We start from the raw sequence: 20,760 nt of genomic DNA, 5'->3' as shown, positions 1-20,760 counted from the left end.
AATAATTAAAAATGAAGGTAGGAATATTAGGATTAGGCGAAGGCCGCAGTACCATGTCGGCAGTATTACAGAGCAACAAGCTGGAATTGAAAATGGTATGCGATACGAGTATTGAAATTTGCAAGCGCCGTGCAGCGGAGTTTAACTTTCATAACTACACCACCAATTACCAGCACATGCTGGATGATGCAGACATTGATATTATTGCCATTTATACGCCCGACCACCTGCATGCCGAACATGTGAAACAAGCCCTGCATTATGGCAAGCATGTAGTATGTACCAAACCCTTTATTGATGACCTTAGCAAAGCCGCCGAATTACTGGACCTGGTTGAAAAAAGCGGCAGAAGGGTGTTTGTTGGCCAAAGCTCCCGTTTTTTTGAGCCGATGAAAAAGCAGCGCCAGGATTATGAAGCAGGCCTGATTGGCGACCTGATCACCATTGAGGCTTATTATCACGCAGATCATCGCTGGTTTTTAGATAAGCCATGGTCATTACAAAATGCTTTTAAATGGCTTTATGGGGGATTAAGCCACCCCACAGATTTTATTCGCTGGTACCTGCCCAATATTGAGGAAGTAATGGGATACGGCATGTTAAGCTCAAACGGGGCAAAGGGCGGATTGAAAAACCCAGATACGATGCATTTTATATTTAAAGCAACCGATGGGCGCATTGCCAGGGTAAGCGGCTGCTATACAGGCCCGGTACAACCCGCTACCCGTGACAGCGAGATGAGCTGCATTTTAAGAGGTACCGAAGGCTGCAGCCAGGGCGATTATATGGACCTGCGCTATGCCATAACCGATAAAACCGGTGAAGAAAGGATCATTACCTGGGAACATAAGCTGAAACATTATTTCCGCTTTGAAGGCAAAAGCCATCACGCCGGCGAATACCAGAACTATCTTGAATATTTTGCCGACAGCATTACCGAAGGTTTTACGGCTTATCCCGATATTAAAGAAGGTGTAGGCACCATTGCGCTGCTGCAGGCTATGGATCGTTCCCTGCAAACAGGCAGGCCGGTTAAAGTCGACGACATTTTAGCCGAATATCATTTAACCGCTAATCAGCTCAGCGCATGATCATCGCAATGAGCAATATTGTATCGCGCTTAACAGCCCTGGATTACGGGGTGGTGGCTGTTTACCTCGTCGTGTTGTTAGTGATTGGCTACCGTGCCAGTTTTAGCAACAAAAACAAAACGGACGAAACACTTTTCCTGGCCAATAAATCATTAGGATGGCCAAGTATAGGTTTCAATATGTGGGGTACCAACGTGGGGCCATCCATGCTGCTGGCTTTTGCCAGTATTGGTTATAGCACAGGCATAGTAGCCGTAAATTTTGATTGGTATGCCTTTGTATTCCTGATGCTGCTGGCCTTGGTTTTCGCGCCCAAATATATTGCTGCTAAAGTATCTACCATGCCCGAGTTTATGGGCAACCGTTACGGCGACTCGACCCGGAACATCCTGGCCTGGTATGCACTCATTAAAATGCTCATTTCCTGGTTGTCATTAGGTTTGTTTGCCGGTGGCTTTTTGGTAAGGCAGATATTGGGGATCCCCATGTGGCAATCGGTTATTGTGCTGGTTTCATTTGCGGGGCTGTTTGCATTTGCGGGGGGCTTAAAAGCCATTGCCAAAGTGAATGTATTCCAGATGTTGTTGCTCATCGGTGTATCATTAACCTTAACGGTTTTAGGTATAAACAAGGCGGGCGGTCTTTCGGCAGTATTTCATAAAGTGCCCGGCAATTACTGGAACCTTATTCACCCGGCCAGCGACATTAAATACCCCTGGTATGCTATATTGCTGGGTTACCCGGTATCGGCCATCGCGTTTTTTTGTACCGATCAGGCTATGGTACAATCTGTGCTGGGCGCTAAAAACCTGGAGCAGGGCCAGCTTGGTGTTAACTTTATAGGCTGGCTCAAGATCCTGTCGCTGCCGCTATTTATCCTTACGGGTATTTTGTGCTTTATTCTCTACCCGCATTTGGATGATCCCGCATTGGCCTACATGACCATGGTAACCAACCTGTTTCCTCCCGGCATGAACGGGTTGGTAATAGTAGTGCTGATAGCCGTTTTGGTAGGTACTATCGGCTCGTCATTAAACTCGTTAAGCACAGTTTTTACCATGGATATCTATGCCGAAAAAATTAACCGGGACGCCAGCAACCAGGACCTGATCAGGATTGGCCGGTGGGTAGTTGTTGCAGGCTGCCTGTTTGCGATAGGCATGGCACTGGCTATTGATAGCATTAAAGGGCTTAACCTTTTCGATGTATTTCAGTCGGTGCTGGGCTTTATTGCCCCGCCGCTGGCCGTTGTGTTCCTGCTTACCGTTTATTGGAAACGCACTACACGTAAAGCAGTAAATACTGTCCTTTCCGTAGGTTCGGCTTTTAGTTTGGGTACAGGAGTAGTTTACCTCTGGGTGCTGCCATCTGCCAGGTACCATTTCTGGCCGCATTACCTGCTGCTGTCTTTTTACATTTTTGTTTTTCTTGCTGCACTGGCTGTTGCCATTTCCTTACTGGATGCCTCGCCCGAAATTTATAAACCGGATGCTTCGGAAATCAGCCGGATAGCCAAGCCAACCAAACGGGTAAAATTAGCCTGGACACTGCTCACCATAGTAATGATTGTTTTATACCTCATTTTTAACGGACACTAAATGAAAAACACTACTACCAGGCTTGCACACCGGGAAAATCTTATTGAGCCAAAATCTGGCTATATAGCACATAGTAAGGGATGATGAAAAGATTGATCTATATTTTATTTGTTTTTGGATTAGCGCCTTTTACGCTTCACGCCCAGCTGGTTGATAAAACCCCTGCACCCATACCCAATGTGCCGGTGGTTTTTGATGCCGAACCCTGGGAAAATCCATTGGTTGATGGCATAAACCGCGACCCGGCCAGGGCTACAGCTTATTCATACAGCAGTATCAAAGACGCGCTTGCGGGCGACCGTGAAAAATCGGGCAGGATGATGTCTTTAAACGGCTACTGGGATTTTAGCTATGCCGTTAAACCGGGCGATGCGCCAAAAGATTTTTACAAAGGCCGGGTAAGCGGCTGGAAAAAGATCATCGTGCCCTCGAGTATCGAGATGCAGGGCTATGATAAGCCTATTTATAAAAGCGCGGTTTACCCGTTCCGGCCGGTAAACCCGCCGCATGTACCACAGGATTATAACGGCGTTGGTAGCTATCAGCGTACCTTTACCCTGCCTCAAAACTGGAAGGATCTGAATATCACCCTGCATTTTGGCGGTGTGAGCTCCGGTTTTAAGGTATGGCTCAACGGTAAATTTTTAGGTTATGGCGAGGATAGCTTTCTGCCGTCTGAATTTAATATCACCCCTTATTTACAGGCCGGTGAAAACGTAGTATCTGTACAGGTGATCCGCTGGAGCGATGGCTGTTTTTTAGAAGACCAGGACCAGTGGCGCATGAGCGGCATCCATCGCGAAGTATTGCTGCTGGCCGAACCTAAACTGAGGATTGCCGATTTTCAGTGGCAGGCTAAAATGGATAAGCAATATAAAGATGCCGTGTTTAGCATCCGTCCACGTATGGAGAACCTTACAGGTAAAGCTGTTCCCGGTTATAAAATTGAGGCCCGGCTTTTCGACAAAAACAACAGGGAAGTATTTCAAAAACCGCTGGAACGTAGCGTTGAGAGCATGATAAACGAAATCTATCCCCGGCTGGATAATGTAAAGTTTGGTTTACTGGAAACAACGCTGAAAAATCCTGATAAATGGAGCGATGACCGGCCCAACCTTTATACACTTACCCTCTCGCTGTTGGATAGCGCCGGGCAAACCCTGGAAGTTAAAAGCTGCAAGGTTGGCATCAGGAGTATTGAGTTTGGCAAGGATGATGGTAAATTACTCATCAACGGAAAAGTTACCTACCTGTACGGCGTAAACCGGCCCGATCATGACCCGGTAAAAGGCAAGGCATTATCCCGAGATGATATTTTAAATGATGTGCGCACCATTAAGCGCTTTAATTTTAACTGTATCCGCACAAGCCACTACCCAATGGACCCCTACCTGTATGACCTGTGCGATGAATATGGCATTTTGGTAATTGACGAAGCCAACCTGGAAACCCATGGCCTCGGCTCTAAATTAAGCAACGACCCTATGTGGACGGGCGCTTATCTTGATCGTGCCACCCGCATGGTGATGCGCGATAAAAACCACCCCAGCATTATCACCTGGAGTTTAGGGAACGAGGCAGGCCGTGGGCCAAACCATGCGGCTATGGCCGCTTGGATCCATGATTTTGATATTACCCGCCCGGTGCATTATGAACCCGCCCAGGGAACCCCGCAGGCCGACGGTTATATAGATCCTACAGATTCGCGCTATCCCAAAACAAACGATCACTCACACCGGCTGCAAAATCCAATTGATCAGCCTTATGTAGATATTGTGAGCCGCATGTACCCAGGTTTATACACGGCGCCATTATTGGCCAATCAGCAAAATGGCGATAACCGGCCGATATTTTTTGTGGAATACTCGCACGCTATGGGTAACTCCAACGGCAACCTGAAAGAATTTTGGGACCAATGGCGATCAACCAAACGCATCATAGGCGGGGCCATATGGGAATTTAAAGACCAGGGACTGTTAAAAAAAGATTCTGCCGGGGTATCATACTACGCCTACGGCGGCGACTATGGCGAACGTTACTTTGATAACTTTACCATCAAAGGTATTGTTGCATCAGACGGGCGACCCAAACCGGCTATTTACGAATGCAAGCATGTTTTTCAGCCTGCAGAATGTACGCTGGCGGATGCAGGTAAAGGATTGATCAAAATTAAAAACTGGAATAGTACGGCTTCATTGAGTCAATACGATGTGTACATCCAGGTGCGGGAAGATGGTAATATTATTGCCAAAAAACAATTACCGCATATTGATTTGGCTGCGGGTAAGGATACCATTATCAGCATAAAACAATACCTGTCCCGGTTTAAAACGGACCACGAGTACTTAGCCGATATCCATTTTACACTTGCCGAAGATAAACCCTGGGCTGCAAAAGGATATGAAATTGCGGAAGATCAGTTTGTGCTGACCAGTTTGCCGGCAACAAAGCCAGTAAACCAATATTATCCGTCGTTAAAGGTTACAGATATAGATCATTTTTCTGCTTTGGGTATTAGCGGGAACGGGTTTGATGTCACTTTTAATAAAAAAGATGGGGCGCTGAATTCCTATATGCTGAACGGTAAGCAACAGGTATTTGCTCCTTTACTACCTCACTTCAGTCGACCTGTTACAGATAATGATCACCGGGGATGGAAAGCCGAAAAAAAACTAAAGCCATGGTTTAGCAATCAGCCTCAATTAAAAAATATCAGTATTGACCGCTCGGCAAAAGGTCTGGTGAAAATTAACAGTACTTACGCGCTTATTAATGACAGTGCTTCTGTAAAGGTTACGTATACCATAAACGGAAAAGGTGCTATCAAGGTTGATTACAGCCTGGCCGCTGATAAAAACCTGCCCGACCTTCCCAAAGTAGGTATGCAAATGGGAATTTTGCGGGCCGATAGCAATATCGCTTATTATGGCCGTGGGCCTTACGAAAACTATACAGACAGGCGCACAGGTTCCGAAGCCGGTATTTACAACCAGGCTATCCACCAGTTTATGGAGCCTTATGTGGTACCACAGGAAAACGGCAACCGGACTGATGTACGCTGGATGCTGCTGCATAATAAAACAAATGGCCTGCTGGTAACAGCCGATAGCCTGCTCAGTATGAGCGCCTGGCCTTATACCGAAGATAATATTCTGCAGGCTAAGCATACCAACAAACTAAAAGACGCGGGCTTTATAACCCTTAATATCGACCTGGTACAAATGGGCGTAGGTGGAAATGATAGCTGGTCGGAAGTGGCGGTGCCGTTGGAACAATACCGCATACCTGCAAAGGAATATCATTATACGTTTTATATCGCGCCATGCCGTATATCGGAGGTGTTGATAAAGCAATAGTAGTGGCTAATAAAACAAAATTTAACTGATGTTTATGAAAAGGTTCATCCTGGTATTTTATACATGTATTTGCTGCATCGCATTGCAGGGCAGCGCCCAGGTGCGGAGTGTTTCCTATACAAAAGATGAATTAAAACAGGCCTTTCTGCATCCCGGCGAGGCGGCGAGACCCTGGGTGTTCTGGTACTGGATGCAGGCCGCGGTAACCCGTGAGGGTATCACTGCCGATCTGCAGGCTATGAAGCAGGCAGGCATTGGCGGCGCTTATCTTATGCCAATAAAAGGAGCCGCAAATCCGCCATACTTAACTCCACCGGTTGAACAGTTGACACCGGAATGGTGGGCCATGGTGAAATTTACCATGCTGGAGGCCGACAGGATAGGTGTTAAACTGGCTATGCATGATTGTGATGGTTTCGCGCTTGCAGGCGGGCCATGGATCACACCCGAACTATCGATGCAAAAAGTGGTTTGGTCGAAAGTTAAAGTAGCGGGTGGTAAAGTTTATGGGGATACTTTACCAACTCCGTCACATTACAAAAATTACTATAAGGATATCGAAGTACTGGCCTATCCGTATCCGCAGGGTGAGGGTATCAGCAGTTATGATGCTGAACCTAAAGTAAGCACCAGTATTGCCAATACCGATGTTCAATATCTTGCGGAGAAAGGCAATAAAAAGAGTTTTACAAGCAATGAGCCCTGTTGGATCCAGCTGGAGTTTCAAAAACCTTTTACCTGCCGCTCACTTGTTATCCATACCGCGGCCAGCAATTACCAGGCAGAACGTTTGCTTATCGAGGTTAGTGATGATGGTAAAAACTTCAAGTCCTTAGGCAGGCTTAATCCTCCGCGGCATGGCTGGCAGGATGGGGATTCGGAGATCACCAACGGAATTCCTGTTACTACAGCCAAATACTTCAGGTTTATTTATGATAAAGCGGGATCAGAGCCCGGTGCCGAGGACCTTGACTTTGCCAAATGGAAACCTACCTTAAAATTATCGGGTATCGAATTATCATCCGAAGCGCGGATTCATCAGTATGAAAGCAAAACCGGCGAAGTATGGCGCGTAAGTAAAAGAACCACAGCAGCACAATTACCCGGTGAGCTTTGTGTTGATAAAAGCAGGATCATTAATCTTACGGATAAATTAAGCCCCGACGGTAAGCTCAACTGGGACGTGCCGGCAGGCACCTGGACAATACTGCGCATAGGCCACACCTCAACAGGCCATACCAACGCTACCGGTGGTGCAGGCAGCGGTTTGGAATGCGATAAGTTTAGTCCCGAAGCAGCCAAAGTACAATTTGACCATTGGTTTGGCGAGGCCATCAGGCAGGGCGGGCCCGATCTTGCAAAAAAGGTTTTAAAGATTTTTCACATTGATAGCTGGGAATGCGGCAGCCAAAACTGGTCGCCGGTTTTTGCCGGGGAGTTTAAAAAGCGCCGGGGATATGATCTGTTGCCTTACCTGCCGGTAATGGCGGGTGTGCCAGTGCAAAGCGCTGATGTATCTGAAAAGGTATTAAATGATGTACGCCAAACCATTGCCGAATTACTGGTTGATAATTTTTACGGCACCATGGCCAAACTGGCCCATGAAAAAGGCTGCGAATTTACTGCCGAAAGCGTAGCCCCAACTATGGTAAGCGATGGCATGCTGCACTACAGCAAGGCTGATATCCCGATGGGCGAGTTTTGGTTCCGCAGCCCTACGCATGATAAGCCTAATGATATGCTGGATGCGATATCCGGGGGGCATATTTATGGTAAAAATATTATCCAGGCCGAGGCATTTACCGAGTTGAGGTTACTATGGGATGAGCACCCGGCTATGCTGAAAACTATGGCCGACCGCAATTTTGCCCTTGGTATTAACCGCCTGGTATTTCACGTAAATGTGCATAATCCCTGGCCCGACCGTAAACCGGGGATGACCCTGGATGGCATCGGGGTGTTTTTTCAGCGCGATCAAACCTGGTGGAAACCCGGTAAGGCATGGTTCAACTACCTTCAGCGTTGCCAGGCATTATTACAAATGGGACACCCTGTTACCGATATAGCCGTATTTACCGGTGAAGAAACACCACGCCGGGCAATTTTGCCCGATAGGTTAGTTGGCACCTTGCCGGGCATCTTTGGCGCCGAAAGAGTAAAACAGGAAGCCGAGAGGCTGGCCAACAAAGGCGTACCGATAGTAAGCAGCACCTCAGATGCCAGCCACTCGGCCAATATGGCTTTGCCCGAAAACTGGAATGATCCTTTACATGGTTATGCCTATGATTCTTTTAACCGGGATGCATTGCTGCGTTTGGCCACCGTAAAGAATGGCAGGATCGAGCTCCCCGGCGGTGCAAGCTATGCCATGCTGGTAATTCCGGGCGCGCATCCCATGTCGCCCGATCCGGGTTTAATGTCACCGGAGGTTGTAAAAAAGTTGCAGCAATTGGTTAACGATGGCGCAACTGTGCTGATGAATAACAAACCTTTAAAGGCTAATGGCATGACCGATGACGCGCAGGTGAAACAAGCCGGCGAAGCATTATGGGCATCGGCTAAAGACCAAACCACCCAGGGCAAAGTTTTAATTGGACCATATAAAGAGGAAACTTTTGATAAAATAGGCATAACGCGTGATGTGATCGTTAAAGACCCTGCAGGGAACTACGCTGATGGTATCGCCTGGACACATCGCGGTGCGCCCGGTTTTGATGTTTACTTTATATCCAACCAGCAGGAGCCGCCGCGGGAGATTGAATTATCCCTAAGATCAACAAAAGGCAGCCCCGAACTATGGGATGCTTTAACCGGCAAAAATGTTTTAGCTGCCAATTGGCAGCTAATAAAGGGCCGCACCGTTTTGCCTTTGCAACTGGCAGCAAACGGATCTGTGTTTGTTGTGCTCAAAAAAGGTGCTGGCCCACTTAAAGTGGCTCATCATGTTAAAAGCAAAAAGGAAACGCTATTGCAAACGCTTAAAGCACAATGGGAACTTAGTTTTGACCCTAAGCTTGGCGGTCCGGCAATGCCTGTTATGTTTGATAAGCTGGATAGCTGGACCGAACGGCCGGAGGATGGTATTAAATATTATTCGGGTACGGCAATCTATAAGCAAACTTTTGTTAATAGAGGTGTCGCGGCCGAAACATGGCTCGACCTGGGGAAGGTCGCCAACATGGCACAGGTTTATGTAAATGGTATTGATTGCGGCGTGGCCTGGACTTACCCTTACCGGGTAAATATAACAAGGGCAATAAAACCCGGCACTAACAAACTGAGCATCGAAGTAACCAATACCTGGGCCAACCGTCTGGTAGGTGACCATGCCAAACCCGAAAAAGATAGAATTACATGGACAAACGCACCATACCGTTTAGAAGGGAAAGCTTTGTTGCCCGCCGGTTTATTGGGACCTGTAAGGTTGGTATGGGTACGATAGGGAAGGAAATTGGTAAGTATGTATGCTACCGTCCTATGAGATCCTGAAACAAGTTCAGGATGACGCACTTATTGCTAAATGTGTGGTCATGCCGAATATTTCGGCATCCCAGATTCAAGGGGATAGCATGTAGGTGGAACGCCGACGAAGACTCACCCGGCCGACGCTTCGCTGGGCCACCCTCTCTCCGGCTGCGCCGCAAAGAGGGTGAAGCTCAATTTTGTTTTATAGCCCCTCTATGCGGCGAAGCCGGAGAGAGGGGCAGACGGGCGTAGCCTCGTCGGGGTGAGTCGACTCGGCAGTATATTAAAAAGGAATAAAATATCGAATATGAAAAATATATGGAAATGTGCAGGGATTTTGTTGTGCCTGGCGTCAGCGGTTAAAATATCCTATGCTCAAAATAAATCGCTTGTTAACACCACCAAAAGTCCCTTTGCTCAATTGAGTAGTGTGGATATGGGTAATGTAACCTGGACGAACGGCTTCTGGGCCGATAGGTTTAAAGTTTGCCGCGATACCATGATCCCCAACCTGTGGCGCGTTTATACCGATCCGAAGATCAGTCACGCTTATCGAAATTTCGAGATAGCCGCCGGCCTGGATACCGGCTCGCATGAAGGGCCGCCCTTTCATGATGGGGATTTTTACAAACTGTTTGAGGCGGTTGCCAGTATGTATGCCTCAACGCTCGATGCTAAATTAGATGAGCTGATGGATAAAACCATCACCGTGATTGCCAAAGCACAACGTGCGGACGGCTACATTCATACACCTACAATTATTGAAGAGCGCAAGCATACCGGCAAGGAAAAAGCATTTAACAACAGGCTCAACTTTGAAACCTATAACCTGGGCCATTTAATGACTGCTGCCTGCGTGCATTACCGGGCAACAGGTAAAACCACCTTATTAAAAGTAGCCATAAAGGCAACGGATTACCTTTACAAATTCTACAAAACGGCATCGCCGGAACTGGCGCGGAATGCTATTTGTCCGTCGCATTATATGGGGGTGATCGAGATGTTCCGCACTACGCGCGATCCCAAATACCTTGAGCTGGCTAAAAGCCTGATCAACATCAGGGGCCTGATGGAGAACGGTACCGATGATAACCAGGACAGGATCCCTTTCAGGCAGCAAACCCAGGCTATGGGCCATGCGGTGCGGGCCAATTACCTTTTTGCTGGCGCCGCCGATGTGTACACAGAAACAGGCGATACAACCCTTATGCATACTTTAAACCTGATGTGGAACGACGTGGTAAACCGTAAAATGTATATAACAGGTGGCTGCGGCTCGCTGTACGACGGCGTATCGCCCGATGGTACAGCCTATAACCCCAATGATGTGCAGAAAGTGCACCAGGCCTACGGGCGCGATTACCAGCTGCCAAACTTTACCGCGCATAACGAAACCTGTGCCAATATAGGCAACGTGTTATGGAACTGGCGGATGCTGCAAATTACCGGCAAAGCCCAATATGCCGATGTGATGGAGCTGGCGCTGTACAACAGCGTACTATCGGGTATCAGTTTAAGCGGGCGGAATTTCCTGTACACTAATCCGCTGAGCTATTCGGATGATTTGCCCTTTAGCCAACGGTGGTCGAAGGATAGGGTGGGGTATATCAAGCTTTCCAATTGCTGTCCGCCGAATGTGGTGCGTACTATAGCCGAGGTGAGCGATTATGCCTATAGTGTATCCGACAAGGGCCTGTGGTTTAACTTGTATGGAGGCAACACATTATCAGCCAGGTTAAAAGATGGTACCCCAATTAAGCTTACACAAACTACCAATTATCCCTGGGATGGCAAAATTACTATCCGGTTGGATGAGGTGCCGGGCGATAAAGCGTTTTCCATTTTTCTGCGGATACCGGGTTGGTGTAAAGGGGCCGGCATTAAAATGGCAGGGCAGCCGGTACCGCAGCTGGACACATCGCCAGGTGCATACACGCAATTAAATGCAGTATGGCGAAAAGGCATGGTAATAGAACTTAACCTGCCCATGCCGGTAACCATGATGGAAGCTAACCCACTGGTTGAGGAAACCCGCAACCAGGTAGCCGTGAAACGTGGACCCGTGGTGTATTGCCTGGAGTCGGCCGATCTGGCCAAAGGGCAAAAACTATTCAATATTGCTTTATCGGCCCAAAACGAACTGAAACCGGAAATGATCATGATAGATAACAGCAGTATCATGAGCCTCACCGGCAAAGCCGATGTGCGTAACGAGGCCAATTGGAAAAACCAGCTTTACAAGGAAGTATCAACCCCAAAACAAAACGCTGTGGATGTAAGGCTGATCCCTTACTATGCCTGGGGCAACCGTGGCCATGTAGATATGGAAACATGGATCCCGCTGGACAGGTAGTTTTTAGGTAAAAGGTTTTATGCAGTTTCGGCAAGGGCGATTTAAAACTTGCGAAGTTTCAAAAACTTCGCAAGTTTGGTTGGTGTGCTTTTAAGTTCATTTTTAAGGCCTGGTAATTTTAAAAATAGCCCAAATTTTTGTAAATTTGTATACCGCCCGGCCTATACGTTACTTTTAAAAAGAAAAGTAAGCTTCCGAAGATTAAAAATCTGCTTAAACTATTTATTTTTAGATATTTAACTAAAATTCATCGGCGATAGAAAGGTATTCAATGGTGTATCAAAGGTGCATGGAAGGTGTATCAAAAGGTATCTCAAAGGTGCGTCAACGGAACATCAAAGGGGATGGAATATCGGTTCCATCGCGAAGCTTTTTTTCTTCTTTCCGGACTTTACTATTTTGCTTTTTGATCTTCAAGCATCAGTATAATATCCTTCTTTCTTTCCTCCGGGACGATCTTTAAATTTGCCACTTTTCCGTTCTTCAAAATACCCTCGACTGTTGTATTGTAAGGTGCGTGCAGCTTAAAATGTACATCCCAATCCTTTGGCCATGCCGGGAAGAGGTAGATTTTTTTATCGTCAACCTGCATCAGCATTTCCTGCAAACCAATCATGCCCGAACCTCCCCAATTATGGTCGGGTGTCCAATCGAAACCTGGTCCCCAAAAAGCCGGGAAACGCCTGCCGGAATCTTTGAGTTTAAAGGTGGTTAGTTCGGCGGCTTCTTTGGTCAGCCCTAACCGCGCTGCAAATATGTTATCCTGTTTCCAACCCACACCACTCCTGAATTTGATTGCAAGGGTGTCATATTTCCAGCTGTTAAGGGCTACGTCTAACCCTGGTTTGCCAATGCCGTGTATACCCCAGGGAAAAACTGTATAAAATTGGGTGCTCTCTACGTTACTCACACGTTCCCATGACTTTGCAGGAGTTAGTACCTTATGCCCGTCAATTTCATGATAAGTAACAGGAGGGATGCGTTTTGAAAATCCGGCTAATTTTAACCGTTCATCTTTGTCTAAATAATTATCGGGCAAAGCCAGCAGACGCCGGGTAATGGTTTGTAAAGCTGCAATGGTAGAATTGGAGTTATAGGCCATCTTAAACGTCTCGGCTCCTGATCCGGGGTATAATACCAAATGGCCATCGCCATCCAATGGTTTGCTGCCGCGTTTACGGGCAAGGTATTGGTAATGCTCATCAAAAAATGTTAAACAACTCGCGATAAAGGGAATATACTGGTGGATATCTTTACCGGCATACCGTTCAGTTTCTAACATCATGAGGCAAAACTCAAAAACGGTATCCCAGGTATATTCCAGCCATTGGTTGTATTCCAAGCCCTTATCAAAACCAAGGGGGCGTTTCCAGTTATATTCGGCGCTGTTTGGCAGTCCGAAATTCTCCAGTTGCTCGGTAAAAGCCGCCCCTTTATGCCCCCAGTAAACCTGGCTGCGCAGTTCGGCGTTATGTAAGGAGCGCAGATAGAAATCGAACTGCGGTTTCATCATATCAATATCCCCGTTCTTAAGCATCGGGAAATAAACCAGTCGCTGGTTTTGGGCTGTCATCAAACCGCCGCCCCAGTTGCGAAAATCGGGTGTGTAACTGGTTTTCTCACTTACAAAAACCGGGTCGTAGGTGAAAAGTCCGCCATTAAATTTTGTGGGGTACTCCCCGTAAGCATTGCAGCCCAGCATATACCTGAACAACTGGTAATTTTTGCCGGTTTGCCATGCAGCGGTGTCCTGGTTGTTTTTAGGGTTGATGTAGATAAAGCTTCTATCCCAATATTGCTGCCACCAATTGGCTGTTTGCCGCCAGGCGGTTTTGTTATGGGCATCGGCATCAAGTATGCTTTTTTGCAGGTTATTTTGCCATTCGGAAACAGCTGCTGTTTGTGTGGTATTAAGATAGATAGCTATGTTTTGGGTACGGGTAGGACTAATGCTTTGCAGTTTCCAGCCTTCAAAATCAGTATCCATGTACTTACCGCTATAAGTGCCGGCGGCTTTAAGGTTTTTGCCCAGTATTAAACCGCCAAAAGTGAGATTTTTAAGCGGGTTAAACAGCTGGTCTTTCACCGCATCCATACCCTGCTGCTTCACAGTTACATCAAATATGGTAGAATCAAGATTATGGTGGTAAAACACAATACCGCCATCCCGGAAAGCGATTGAATCCTTTAGCGTTTTAACATTACCATGCGCACCAAATTTCCATGAACCCTGGTTGTTTTCAACACCTTTTACAAGTCTGTCTTTATATCGCCAGCTTTCAAAGGCTGCCTCTGTTTTTATGGCTTTGTTGCTGTTGATCTCCAGGTGGATCACCGGCCGGTATACATCAACCCAAAGCTTTACCTCGGCGTTGATACCGCCATTTTTCCCTCTGATAAGCACCGCTCCGTTTTGCAGTATTAGCTGTTGCTTAAATTCGGTGCCATCAAAAGGATTTGGGGAGAGTTTTACCCTTACACGGCCAGGTTTGAGCATAGCATTATTTTCATCGAACGTGCCGCTACGGGCTATGTAGAAAAACAGTTGGCCTTTTTCAACCCATACGTTTAAGCCTATATCACCACCGCCACAAGGCATGGATTGGCCTGAATTTTGACTTTGGCTTGCCCAGGTAACATTATATTGTTCAATCCCCTTATTGGTTTGTGCAGAGGCAACATCGCCCCATAATATAAATATAAGCAACCATAGCTTTTTCATATTACCAATCGTCGGTCCTGAATGAAGATACGGGCAGTCCATTGGTACCAAACAGATCGCCGGTTACAAAATCGTTGAAAGCATAGCGTACAGCAACAGGTTCTTTCACCAATGGTGAAGATACTACAATTGTACTACCCGAAATAGCTGCCTGCGCCGGGTAAAATCTTTTATCTTTCCCTGCAATTTCAAAGTATTGGAGCGGTTTGTTGTATGCTGTCAGGCCATTTTCGGCATGCTCAAACCTGATAGTGGCTCTGTTACCTTCAATGGTCACGGCCTTATACAGCGGACTTGCATAGTCGAAGCCGGTTATGCCATATGTTTGGGCAAGGGCAAGATAAGCCAGGCGCGTACCTGCCGGTTCTTTCCGTGGAGGGTGAATAGTTGCCTGTTCGCCCACATCAAGCAGTACGGCCATACCGCTATTGGGGATTATATTTAATGATTTTCGCTGGGCATCGCGCAGGTAAGCCGAATTGTATTTGCCGCCCGAATTGTACGGCGGAAGCTGGGCATAATCATAGGGTGCTATCTGCACGTAATAAAAAGGGAAGTCACCTTGCTGCCATAACCCGCGCCAGCGTTTCACCATAGCCGGGAAGAGCTTTTCATACTGATCGGGGCGTTCGTAGTTTGATTCGCCCTGGTACCAGATACAGCCTTTAATGCCGTAACCAATAACCGGGTTAAGCATGCCATTGAATAGCGTTGTTGGCGTGCGTGATACCGCTTTAATGGAGTCTGTTTTGGCTGGGATCTTTATTTCGGGAAAGTCTTTTAATCCCTCAGCATCCATCCAGGCTTCGGCGCTTGAGCCTCCATAGCAATCGCTGATGAGGCCTATGGGGATATGCAATATATCATTAAGCAGGCGGCCAAAATAATAACCTGTGGCGCTAAAATTAGCCACAAACTCCGGCGAGGCTACATGCCATTCGGACGGTTTACTGTTTTCCTGCGCTTCGGTTACAGATGAACGGGGAACTGTGTAGATATGGATATTACTGTTTGCCGATCTTAATATGGCATCAGCCGAACCGCTGATAGGCTGGCTTTTATACCCTTTCATCGGAATCTCCATATTTGATTGCCCTGTACAGAGCCAAACTTCGCCAATAAGTACATTATCAAGTTTTATGGAATTACCATCGCTGATGGTTACGGTATACGGACCTCCATACATCGGGGTTGAAATTTTTACCATCCATTTACCGCCGGCGTTTGCCCTGGTTTTATAGCTTTTTTTATTCCAGGAGGTGCTCACTGTTACACTGGAACCGGCTTTGTCCCATCCCCAGATGGGTACATTACTTTGCTGCTGTAATACCATATTGCTGGTAAACAAGGAAGCCAATTTTACCTGCGCGTTTGCAGGTGCATATAAAAATAAGATAGGGGCAAACAGGATGATTAATTTCTTCATTCGTTTTATTTATAGCGCGCCGATCAACAGTATTAAGCTGTAACCTCATGTTGCTTACCAATCTTACCGGCGCGTTTAGCCTCAAGCCAGCCGCTGAAAAGCAGGTTTTTGTTGATATTAGGCTTAGGCCAAAACAGGCTGGCTATCGATCCGACAATGATTACAACCAGGTGACTGTAAACGCCCAGCATGTATTTATGCTGATTAAAGTTGTATTCTTCCAGATCGAGCAGGATGTGCTTTTGATCACCTAAGCCAATTTTGGTAGATGTTAAAAAGGCATAAGCCGTAAATACGATACAGGCTGCTATCCCGATATTAAGCCCCTGCCGGTTGGCACGGCTACTGAACAGGCCTAACAAAAATATACCCGCAATCCCTCCCGAAAATATGGCATACAAGGTGAATACGATGCCTAAAGCCCCCTCATCACCTGCAAGCAGGTAAAGCGAGGCAATCATTATGGCGCCGATGCCTGCAATTACTACTATCCACCTGCCTGCTTTAAGGTATTCTTTATCAGTTTTATTTGGCCTGAACTTTTTGTAATAATCTTCAACCCCGATGGCCGAAAGGCAGTTCAGATCGGCGCCAAGACTTGATATGGCAGCTGATATTAACGCCGCTAATATAAGGCCAATGACACCGGTAGGCAGCTTGCTCATGATAAAATACGGGAAAACTGCATCGGCTTTAATGCCTGGCGGTAAGGGGTTTTGCTGGTAGAAAGCAAACAAGGCCGTACCTATAAACATAAAAAGCGCCCATAACGGAACCGTAAGGGCAACACCCATTATGGAGGCCCGGATGGCCGCCTTATCTGTTTTGGCCGTCAGGTAACGCTGCACCATGGTTTGATCGGTGCCATATTTTTGTATGGCATAAAATACCCCGTTAATGGCCATTACTATAAAAGTGAGCTTTTTGAAATCCCAGGTGTAGGGGCCAAAATTGTTTTTATGATTGATACCGGCAATATGCCAAAGCTCGGGCAGGCCGCCTTTTATAGAGCAGATGAGTATAATAAATGATACAATGCCGCCACCTATCAGCAGGAAACCCTGTACCACATCGGCCCAGATCACGGCCTCAATACCGCCAATGAGGGTAATAACAATAATTACAAATCCAATAATCCAGATAATGGCGTAGGTATTGGTATCTGTCATATTGGCGAGGGCAAGGGCCAGCAAAAAAAATACAGTGCCCATTTTTGAAAAATGAGTTAGCACAAAGCTTATTGAACTATAAAAACGGGCAAAAGTGCCGAAACGTTTTTCGAAATATTCATAGGTGCTTACCCCAATAACTTCGCGGTAAAGTGGCACAATAAACCATACTATTAAAAGCAATACTATGGGTACCATTAAACCCTGTACAAGCAGGATCCAGTTTGATGAAAAACCTTCGCCCGGGTAGGCAAGGAATGTTACGCTACTGATGAGCGTAGCCATAAGCGACATACCAATTGCCCAGGCAGGTATTGACCCACGCGATACAAAGTATTTTTTGGTTGAATTTTGTCCTTTTGAAAACCTTATGCCTATGGTTAGTGAAATGGCCAGCGCTAATGCTATAATAATATAATCTGCCAGGTGCAGGGTTTCATGTTTCATAATCAGGTATAATTAATTGGTTACCCAAACCGGGGCGGGCCACTCATAGCTGCCGGGCTTTAAAGTTACATATAATCGGGTATCGCCGGGTATGCTCATGCGGATGACACCCGGAGCTAACTGGGTAACAGGCAATAATTTTTTAACATTTAACCGATTTAAAACCGACCATGCAGTTGCACCACCTTCAATTAACAATTCATTTAGGGTAGTATACTGAATTACCTGTTTTACAATGGCCGCTATTTTATGGCTTAATAAAACGGGATCGATTTTTACGCCGCTGAGAGATTCAGGATTTATGGCGATTATAGCATTGTTTTGCTTGATAATACTTGTGGCAACGTGACTGGCAAACAGAAAAATTATTTGCTTGTCATCATCGCTGCCAATGATGGCAGCTGGCACATAATGTACAGCTATATTGTTCATAAAGCCATTATTAACCGCAAGTTTGCCCTGGTAAAATGTGCTGCCAAATACAAACAAACGCCGGCCTGGCAAGCCAGGATATGAATAACCAGCCGGTTGTGCAGGGAAAAGATGCTGAAGCAGGTTGTTAAATAAACCCGATGCACCTGCTAAAAGCGTATCACCGTCAGCTTGTTCAACCCAATAGTTTAAATCAATTTCATCACATACCTCACCAACCATAATGCCGGTTTCCGGTAATTCTTCCCCGGTTTTTAATAAGTTTATGGAGTTGGCGGCCCTTAGCATTTCTTTAACATTTGATGTTATTGCCGGAAATACCGGATCATTGGCATAATCACTAAGGTGTATCGGCTCATCTCTATAATAATAAATGCCGTCAACAATCTTTTTTTCATGTAATGGATTGCCCGGAATAATTAATGTCCTTTTTAATCCGGAAACCGCTAACTGGCTTTCAATTTCATTTAAAATATGGCCGCGTAAAACAGAATCTATCTTTTTAAAGATGAGCTTTGGTTTAAGCAACATCAATTGAATAGTAAGGTCGGCCATGATGTGGCTGGCTTCAGCTTCGGGCAATGAACGTGTATTGGTTGCAATGATAAGCAGGTCGGCTTTACAGTTTGGATCAACAACGGTACTAACCTCTGTTTTTAGTTGATAACCAAGGCCAATACCGGCAAGTTCTGCTGCTCCTGTTAAATCATCTGCTATTACGGCTATCATGCGTTTTGCGTTATCCTGTTTTTGCTAAGCTGTACGGCCGATTCAATAGCCAGTATCATTGCATCACTGCTGGCCACTCCCTTTCCTGCTATTTCGAAAGCCGTACCATGATCAACCGAAGTGCGTATAATAGGCAGTCCCATGGTAATATTCACTCCTTTTACACTGTCCATCTGTTGTTTTTGCGCGTTCCATTTAAAGCCGGTAAGCTTAAAGGGGATATGCCCCTGATCGTGATACATGGCCACTACGCCGCCGTAATATCCTGTTGAAGCTTTTGAAAACAGGGTATCTGCAGGTATAGGGCCTTCTACATCGTAACCGGCTTTAAGGGCTTCCAGTACGGCTGGCAGTATTTCCTCGTTGTCCTCGGTTCCAAATAAACCGGAATCACCCGCGTGGGGGTTAAGACCGGCAATGCCTATTTTGAGGTTGGTTTCGCCTAATTGCATCAAACCATTGTGCAGCAGTTCAATTACCTGTACAATGCGGTCTTTTTTTACCAGGTCGCAAGCCTGCCTTAACGATACATGGGTTGAAACGTGGATCACTTTCATATTATCCTCAACCAGCAGCATGGCGTATTTTTTTGTACCAGTAAAATGCGCGTATATTTCTGTATGACCGGCAAAATGATGCCCTGCTTCGTTTACCGATTTTTTATTGATGGGCCCGGTAACTGTAGCATCAACCTCCCCCGCAAGGGCAAGATCAATCACTTTTTTTACGGCCTCAAAAGATGCATTACCCGCCATAGCCGATATTTCGCCAAAACGGAGCTGGCTCATATCAACATTTTGAAGGTCATATACATCAGGCTCGCCGTAAATAAAGGCGGCGTCCTTTATGTTTTTTATAGGGTTGATGATGGCCTGCATATCAAGCCTTTTAATAATATCATTAAAAACAGCAGCATCGCCAATAATTACAGGGTTGCATATATCAAACAATCGTTTGGTAAGCAGGGCCTTTATAGCTATTTCGGGCCCTATACTCGCAGGGTCGCCCATAGTAATGCCTATAATTGGTTTTTTATTGATCATTGGTAAATTGGTAAATTAAGGTTTTCGCGGGTAGCAATTTTTTGGAGCCCTTCCCGTAGCTGAGCTGCATTTTCGGCACTTACCTTTTGTAACGGCGGCATTAAAACAGACCGGCACAAACCAGCGCTTTCCATTAATGATTTTAAAGCAGCCAACGATTCACCTAACAAACGCTTTCCCTGGTATAAATCGCCCACAAGATTGGAATGTTTTTGCAGCCTTAATGCCGATGGCTCGTCGTTGTTATCGGCAGCAACAATCATTTTATAATAGATATCAGGAAACAGGTTTCCTGTGCTTGGCACCAGGCCGTCGCCGCCGGTGAACAAAGCATGGGCTGATTGCGCTCCCCATCCCAAAAAGTGGCTAAAATCAGCGCGATTTGCCCATAACTTAATTGATTGCTGCAGCCGGTCATAATTCCGTTCAGAGTCCTTAGTCCCAACTATATTTTCGTGATAGCTTAAATCGTTAAGCAGGTTTAGCTGGATAGATACATCGGTTGTTGCCGGTATGTTGTATATAATAAGCGGCAAAGGAATGCTATTAGCCAGGGTTTCAAAATATTTTTTTATTTCGTACTCCGTTAATGTAAAATATGCAGGTACGTGAGCTACCGCAACATCAATTCCCTCATCGGCGCATTTTTTTGCCATTTCAATGGATTCGGCAAGGCAGTTTGATGAAATGCCGGCGTAAATAAGTTTGTTAGGCTGTTTAAGCCTGGCAGCAAGTTTTATGAAATCAATTTTTACATCGTCAGGCAGCGACGGTGCTTCGCCGGTGGTACCCAATATAAATGGCACACCGCCATAGTTGAAAATATTGTCAAAAATCTTTTCGACTGCTTCATGATCGAGCTTGTAGTTTTCGGTTAACGGTGTTATGGTTGGCACTACCAAGCCATTGTATTTCTTTTTTTGTTTCAT

Annotated in this window: 11 protein-coding genes; 5 read left to right on the top strand and 6 right to left on the bottom strand. The window is 46.1% G+C overall.

All coding sequences use genetic code 11. From position 1 onward, the window contains the following. Nucleotides 1–11 precede the first annotated feature (11 nt). From PQ469_RS15245 to PQ469_RS15225, 5 genes are all read left to right on the top strand, one after another. A complete protein-coding gene (locus PQ469_RS15245) occupies nucleotides 12–1,091 on the top strand; it encodes a Gfo/Idh/MocA family protein (RefSeq protein WP_274213743.1) in 1,080 nt (359 codons plus the stop codon). Next, the gene (locus tag PQ469_RS15240; protein ID WP_274213742.1) at nucleotides 1,088–2,689 is read left to right on the top strand and encodes a sodium:solute symporter family transporter; all 1,602 of its coding nucleotides are present in this window, start codon (nucleotides 1,088–1,090) and stop codon (nucleotides 2,687–2,689) included. Before PQ469_RS15245 ends, PQ469_RS15240 begins: the two co-directional genes overlap by 4 nt. An 80-nt stretch (nucleotides 2,690–2,769) precedes the next feature. Beyond that, nucleotides 2,770–6,045 (top strand): glycoside hydrolase family 2 TIM barrel-domain containing protein, encoded by a 3,276-nt coding sequence (locus PQ469_RS15235; RefSeq protein WP_274213741.1) that lies wholly within the window; start codon nucleotides 2,770–2,772, stop codon nucleotides 6,043–6,045. A 34-nt stretch (nucleotides 6,046–6,079) separates the two neighbouring features. Then, nucleotides 6,080–9,487: a glycosyl hydrolase gene (locus PQ469_RS15230; protein ID WP_274213740.1), complete on the top strand. Its 3,408-nt coding sequence runs from the start codon at nucleotides 6,080–6,082 to the stop codon at nucleotides 9,485–9,487. Nucleotides 9,488–9,817: 330 nt separating this feature from the next. Then, nucleotides 9,818–11,863, top strand: a complete 2,046-nt coding sequence (locus tag PQ469_RS15225; RefSeq protein WP_274213739.1) for an aceric acid hydrolase — start codon at nucleotides 9,818–9,820, stop codon at nucleotides 11,861–11,863. A gap of 394 nt (nucleotides 11,864–12,257) precedes the next feature. Here PQ469_RS15225 and PQ469_RS15220 read toward each other — a convergent pair whose 3' ends face one another. Genes PQ469_RS15220 through PQ469_RS15195 form a run of 6 tightly spaced genes read right to left on the bottom strand, consistent with a single transcriptional unit; the run spans nucleotide 12,258 to nucleotide 20,760 of the window. After that, nucleotides 12,258–14,585 carry a DUF5703 domain-containing protein gene (locus PQ469_RS15220; RefSeq protein ID WP_274213738.1) on the bottom strand — a complete coding sequence of 776 codons (2,328 nt, stop codon included), beginning with the start codon at nucleotides 14,583–14,585 and terminating at the stop codon, nucleotides 12,258–12,260. Between the two features lies 1 nt (nucleotide 14,586). Beyond that, nucleotides 14,587–16,011, bottom strand: a complete 1,425-nt coding sequence (locus tag PQ469_RS15215; protein WP_274213737.1) for a sialate O-acetylesterase — start codon at nucleotides 16,009–16,011, stop codon at nucleotides 14,587–14,589. 32 nt (nucleotides 16,012–16,043) lie between these two features. Beyond that, on the bottom strand, nucleotides 16,044–17,627 hold the full coding sequence (locus PQ469_RS15210; RefSeq protein WP_274213736.1) for a sodium:solute symporter family protein: 1,584 nt from the start codon (nucleotides 17,625–17,627) through the stop codon (nucleotides 16,044–16,046). Between the two features lie 12 nt (nucleotides 17,628–17,639). Then, entirely contained in the window at nucleotides 17,640–18,788 is a 1,149-nt protein-coding gene (locus tag PQ469_RS15205) for a four-carbon acid sugar kinase family protein (RefSeq protein ID WP_274213735.1), read from the bottom strand. Then, nucleotides 18,785–19,831, bottom strand: a complete 1,047-nt coding sequence (gene pdxA / locus PQ469_RS15200) for a 4-hydroxythreonine-4-phosphate dehydrogenase PdxA (protein WP_274213734.1) — start codon at nucleotides 19,829–19,831, stop codon at nucleotides 18,785–18,787. The genes PQ469_RS15205 and pdxA overlap by 4 nt, the downstream gene beginning before the upstream one ends. Continuing rightward, nucleotides 19,828–20,760, bottom strand: coding sequence for a dihydrodipicolinate synthase family protein (locus PQ469_RS15195; RefSeq protein ID WP_274213733.1), 933 nt, complete (start codon nucleotides 20,758–20,760; stop codon nucleotides 19,828–19,830). The genes pdxA and PQ469_RS15195 overlap by 4 nt, the downstream gene beginning before the upstream one ends.

Origin of the sequence: Mucilaginibacter sp. KACC 22773 (assembly GCF_028736215.1) — a bacterium.
Classification (GTDB): domain Bacteria; phylum Bacteroidota; class Bacteroidia; order Sphingobacteriales; family Sphingobacteriaceae; genus Mucilaginibacter.
Note: the sequence above shows the minus strand (reverse complement) of the source record. Positions and strands in the feature narration are given on the sequence as shown.

What these genes read in the sequence shown, in the direction of transcription:
- PQ469_RS15245 (WP_274213743.1), top strand. Translation starts at nt 12, where the DNA reads ATGAAGGTAGGAATATTAGGATTAGGCGAAGGCCGCAGTACCATGTCG.
- PQ469_RS15240 (WP_274213742.1), top strand. Translation starts at nt 1,088, where the DNA reads ATGATCATCGCAATGAGCAATATTGTATCGCGCTTAACAGCCCTGGAT.
- PQ469_RS15235 (WP_274213741.1), top strand. Translation starts at nt 2,770, where the DNA reads ATGATGAAAAGATTGATCTATATTTTATTTGTTTTTGGATTAGCGCCT.
- PQ469_RS15230 (WP_274213740.1), top strand. Translation starts at nt 6,080, where the DNA reads ATGAAAAGGTTCATCCTGGTATTTTATACATGTATTTGCTGCATCGCA.
- PQ469_RS15225 (WP_274213739.1), top strand. Translation starts at nt 9,818, where the DNA reads ATGAAAAATATATGGAAATGTGCAGGGATTTTGTTGTGCCTGGCGTCA.
- PQ469_RS15220 (WP_274213738.1), bottom strand. Translation starts at nt 14,585, where the DNA reads ATGAAAAAGCTATGGTTGCTTATATTTATATTATGGGGCGATGTTGCC.
- PQ469_RS15215 (WP_274213737.1), bottom strand. Translation starts at nt 16,011, where the DNA reads ATGAAGAAATTAATCATCCTGTTTGCCCCTATCTTATTTTTATATGCA.
- PQ469_RS15210 (WP_274213736.1), bottom strand. Translation starts at nt 17,627, where the DNA reads ATGAAACATGAAACCCTGCACCTGGCAGATTATATTATTATAGCATTA.
- PQ469_RS15205 (WP_274213735.1), bottom strand. Translation starts at nt 18,788, where the DNA reads ATGATAGCCGTAATAGCAGATGATTTAACAGGAGCAGCAGAACTTGCC.
- pdxA (WP_274213734.1), bottom strand. Translation starts at nt 19,831, where the DNA reads ATGATCAATAAAAAACCAATTATAGGCATTACTATGGGCGACCCTGCG.
- PQ469_RS15195 (WP_274213733.1), bottom strand. Translation starts at nt 20,760, where the DNA reads ATGAAACAAAAAAAGAAATACAATGGCTTGGTAGTGCCAACCATAACA.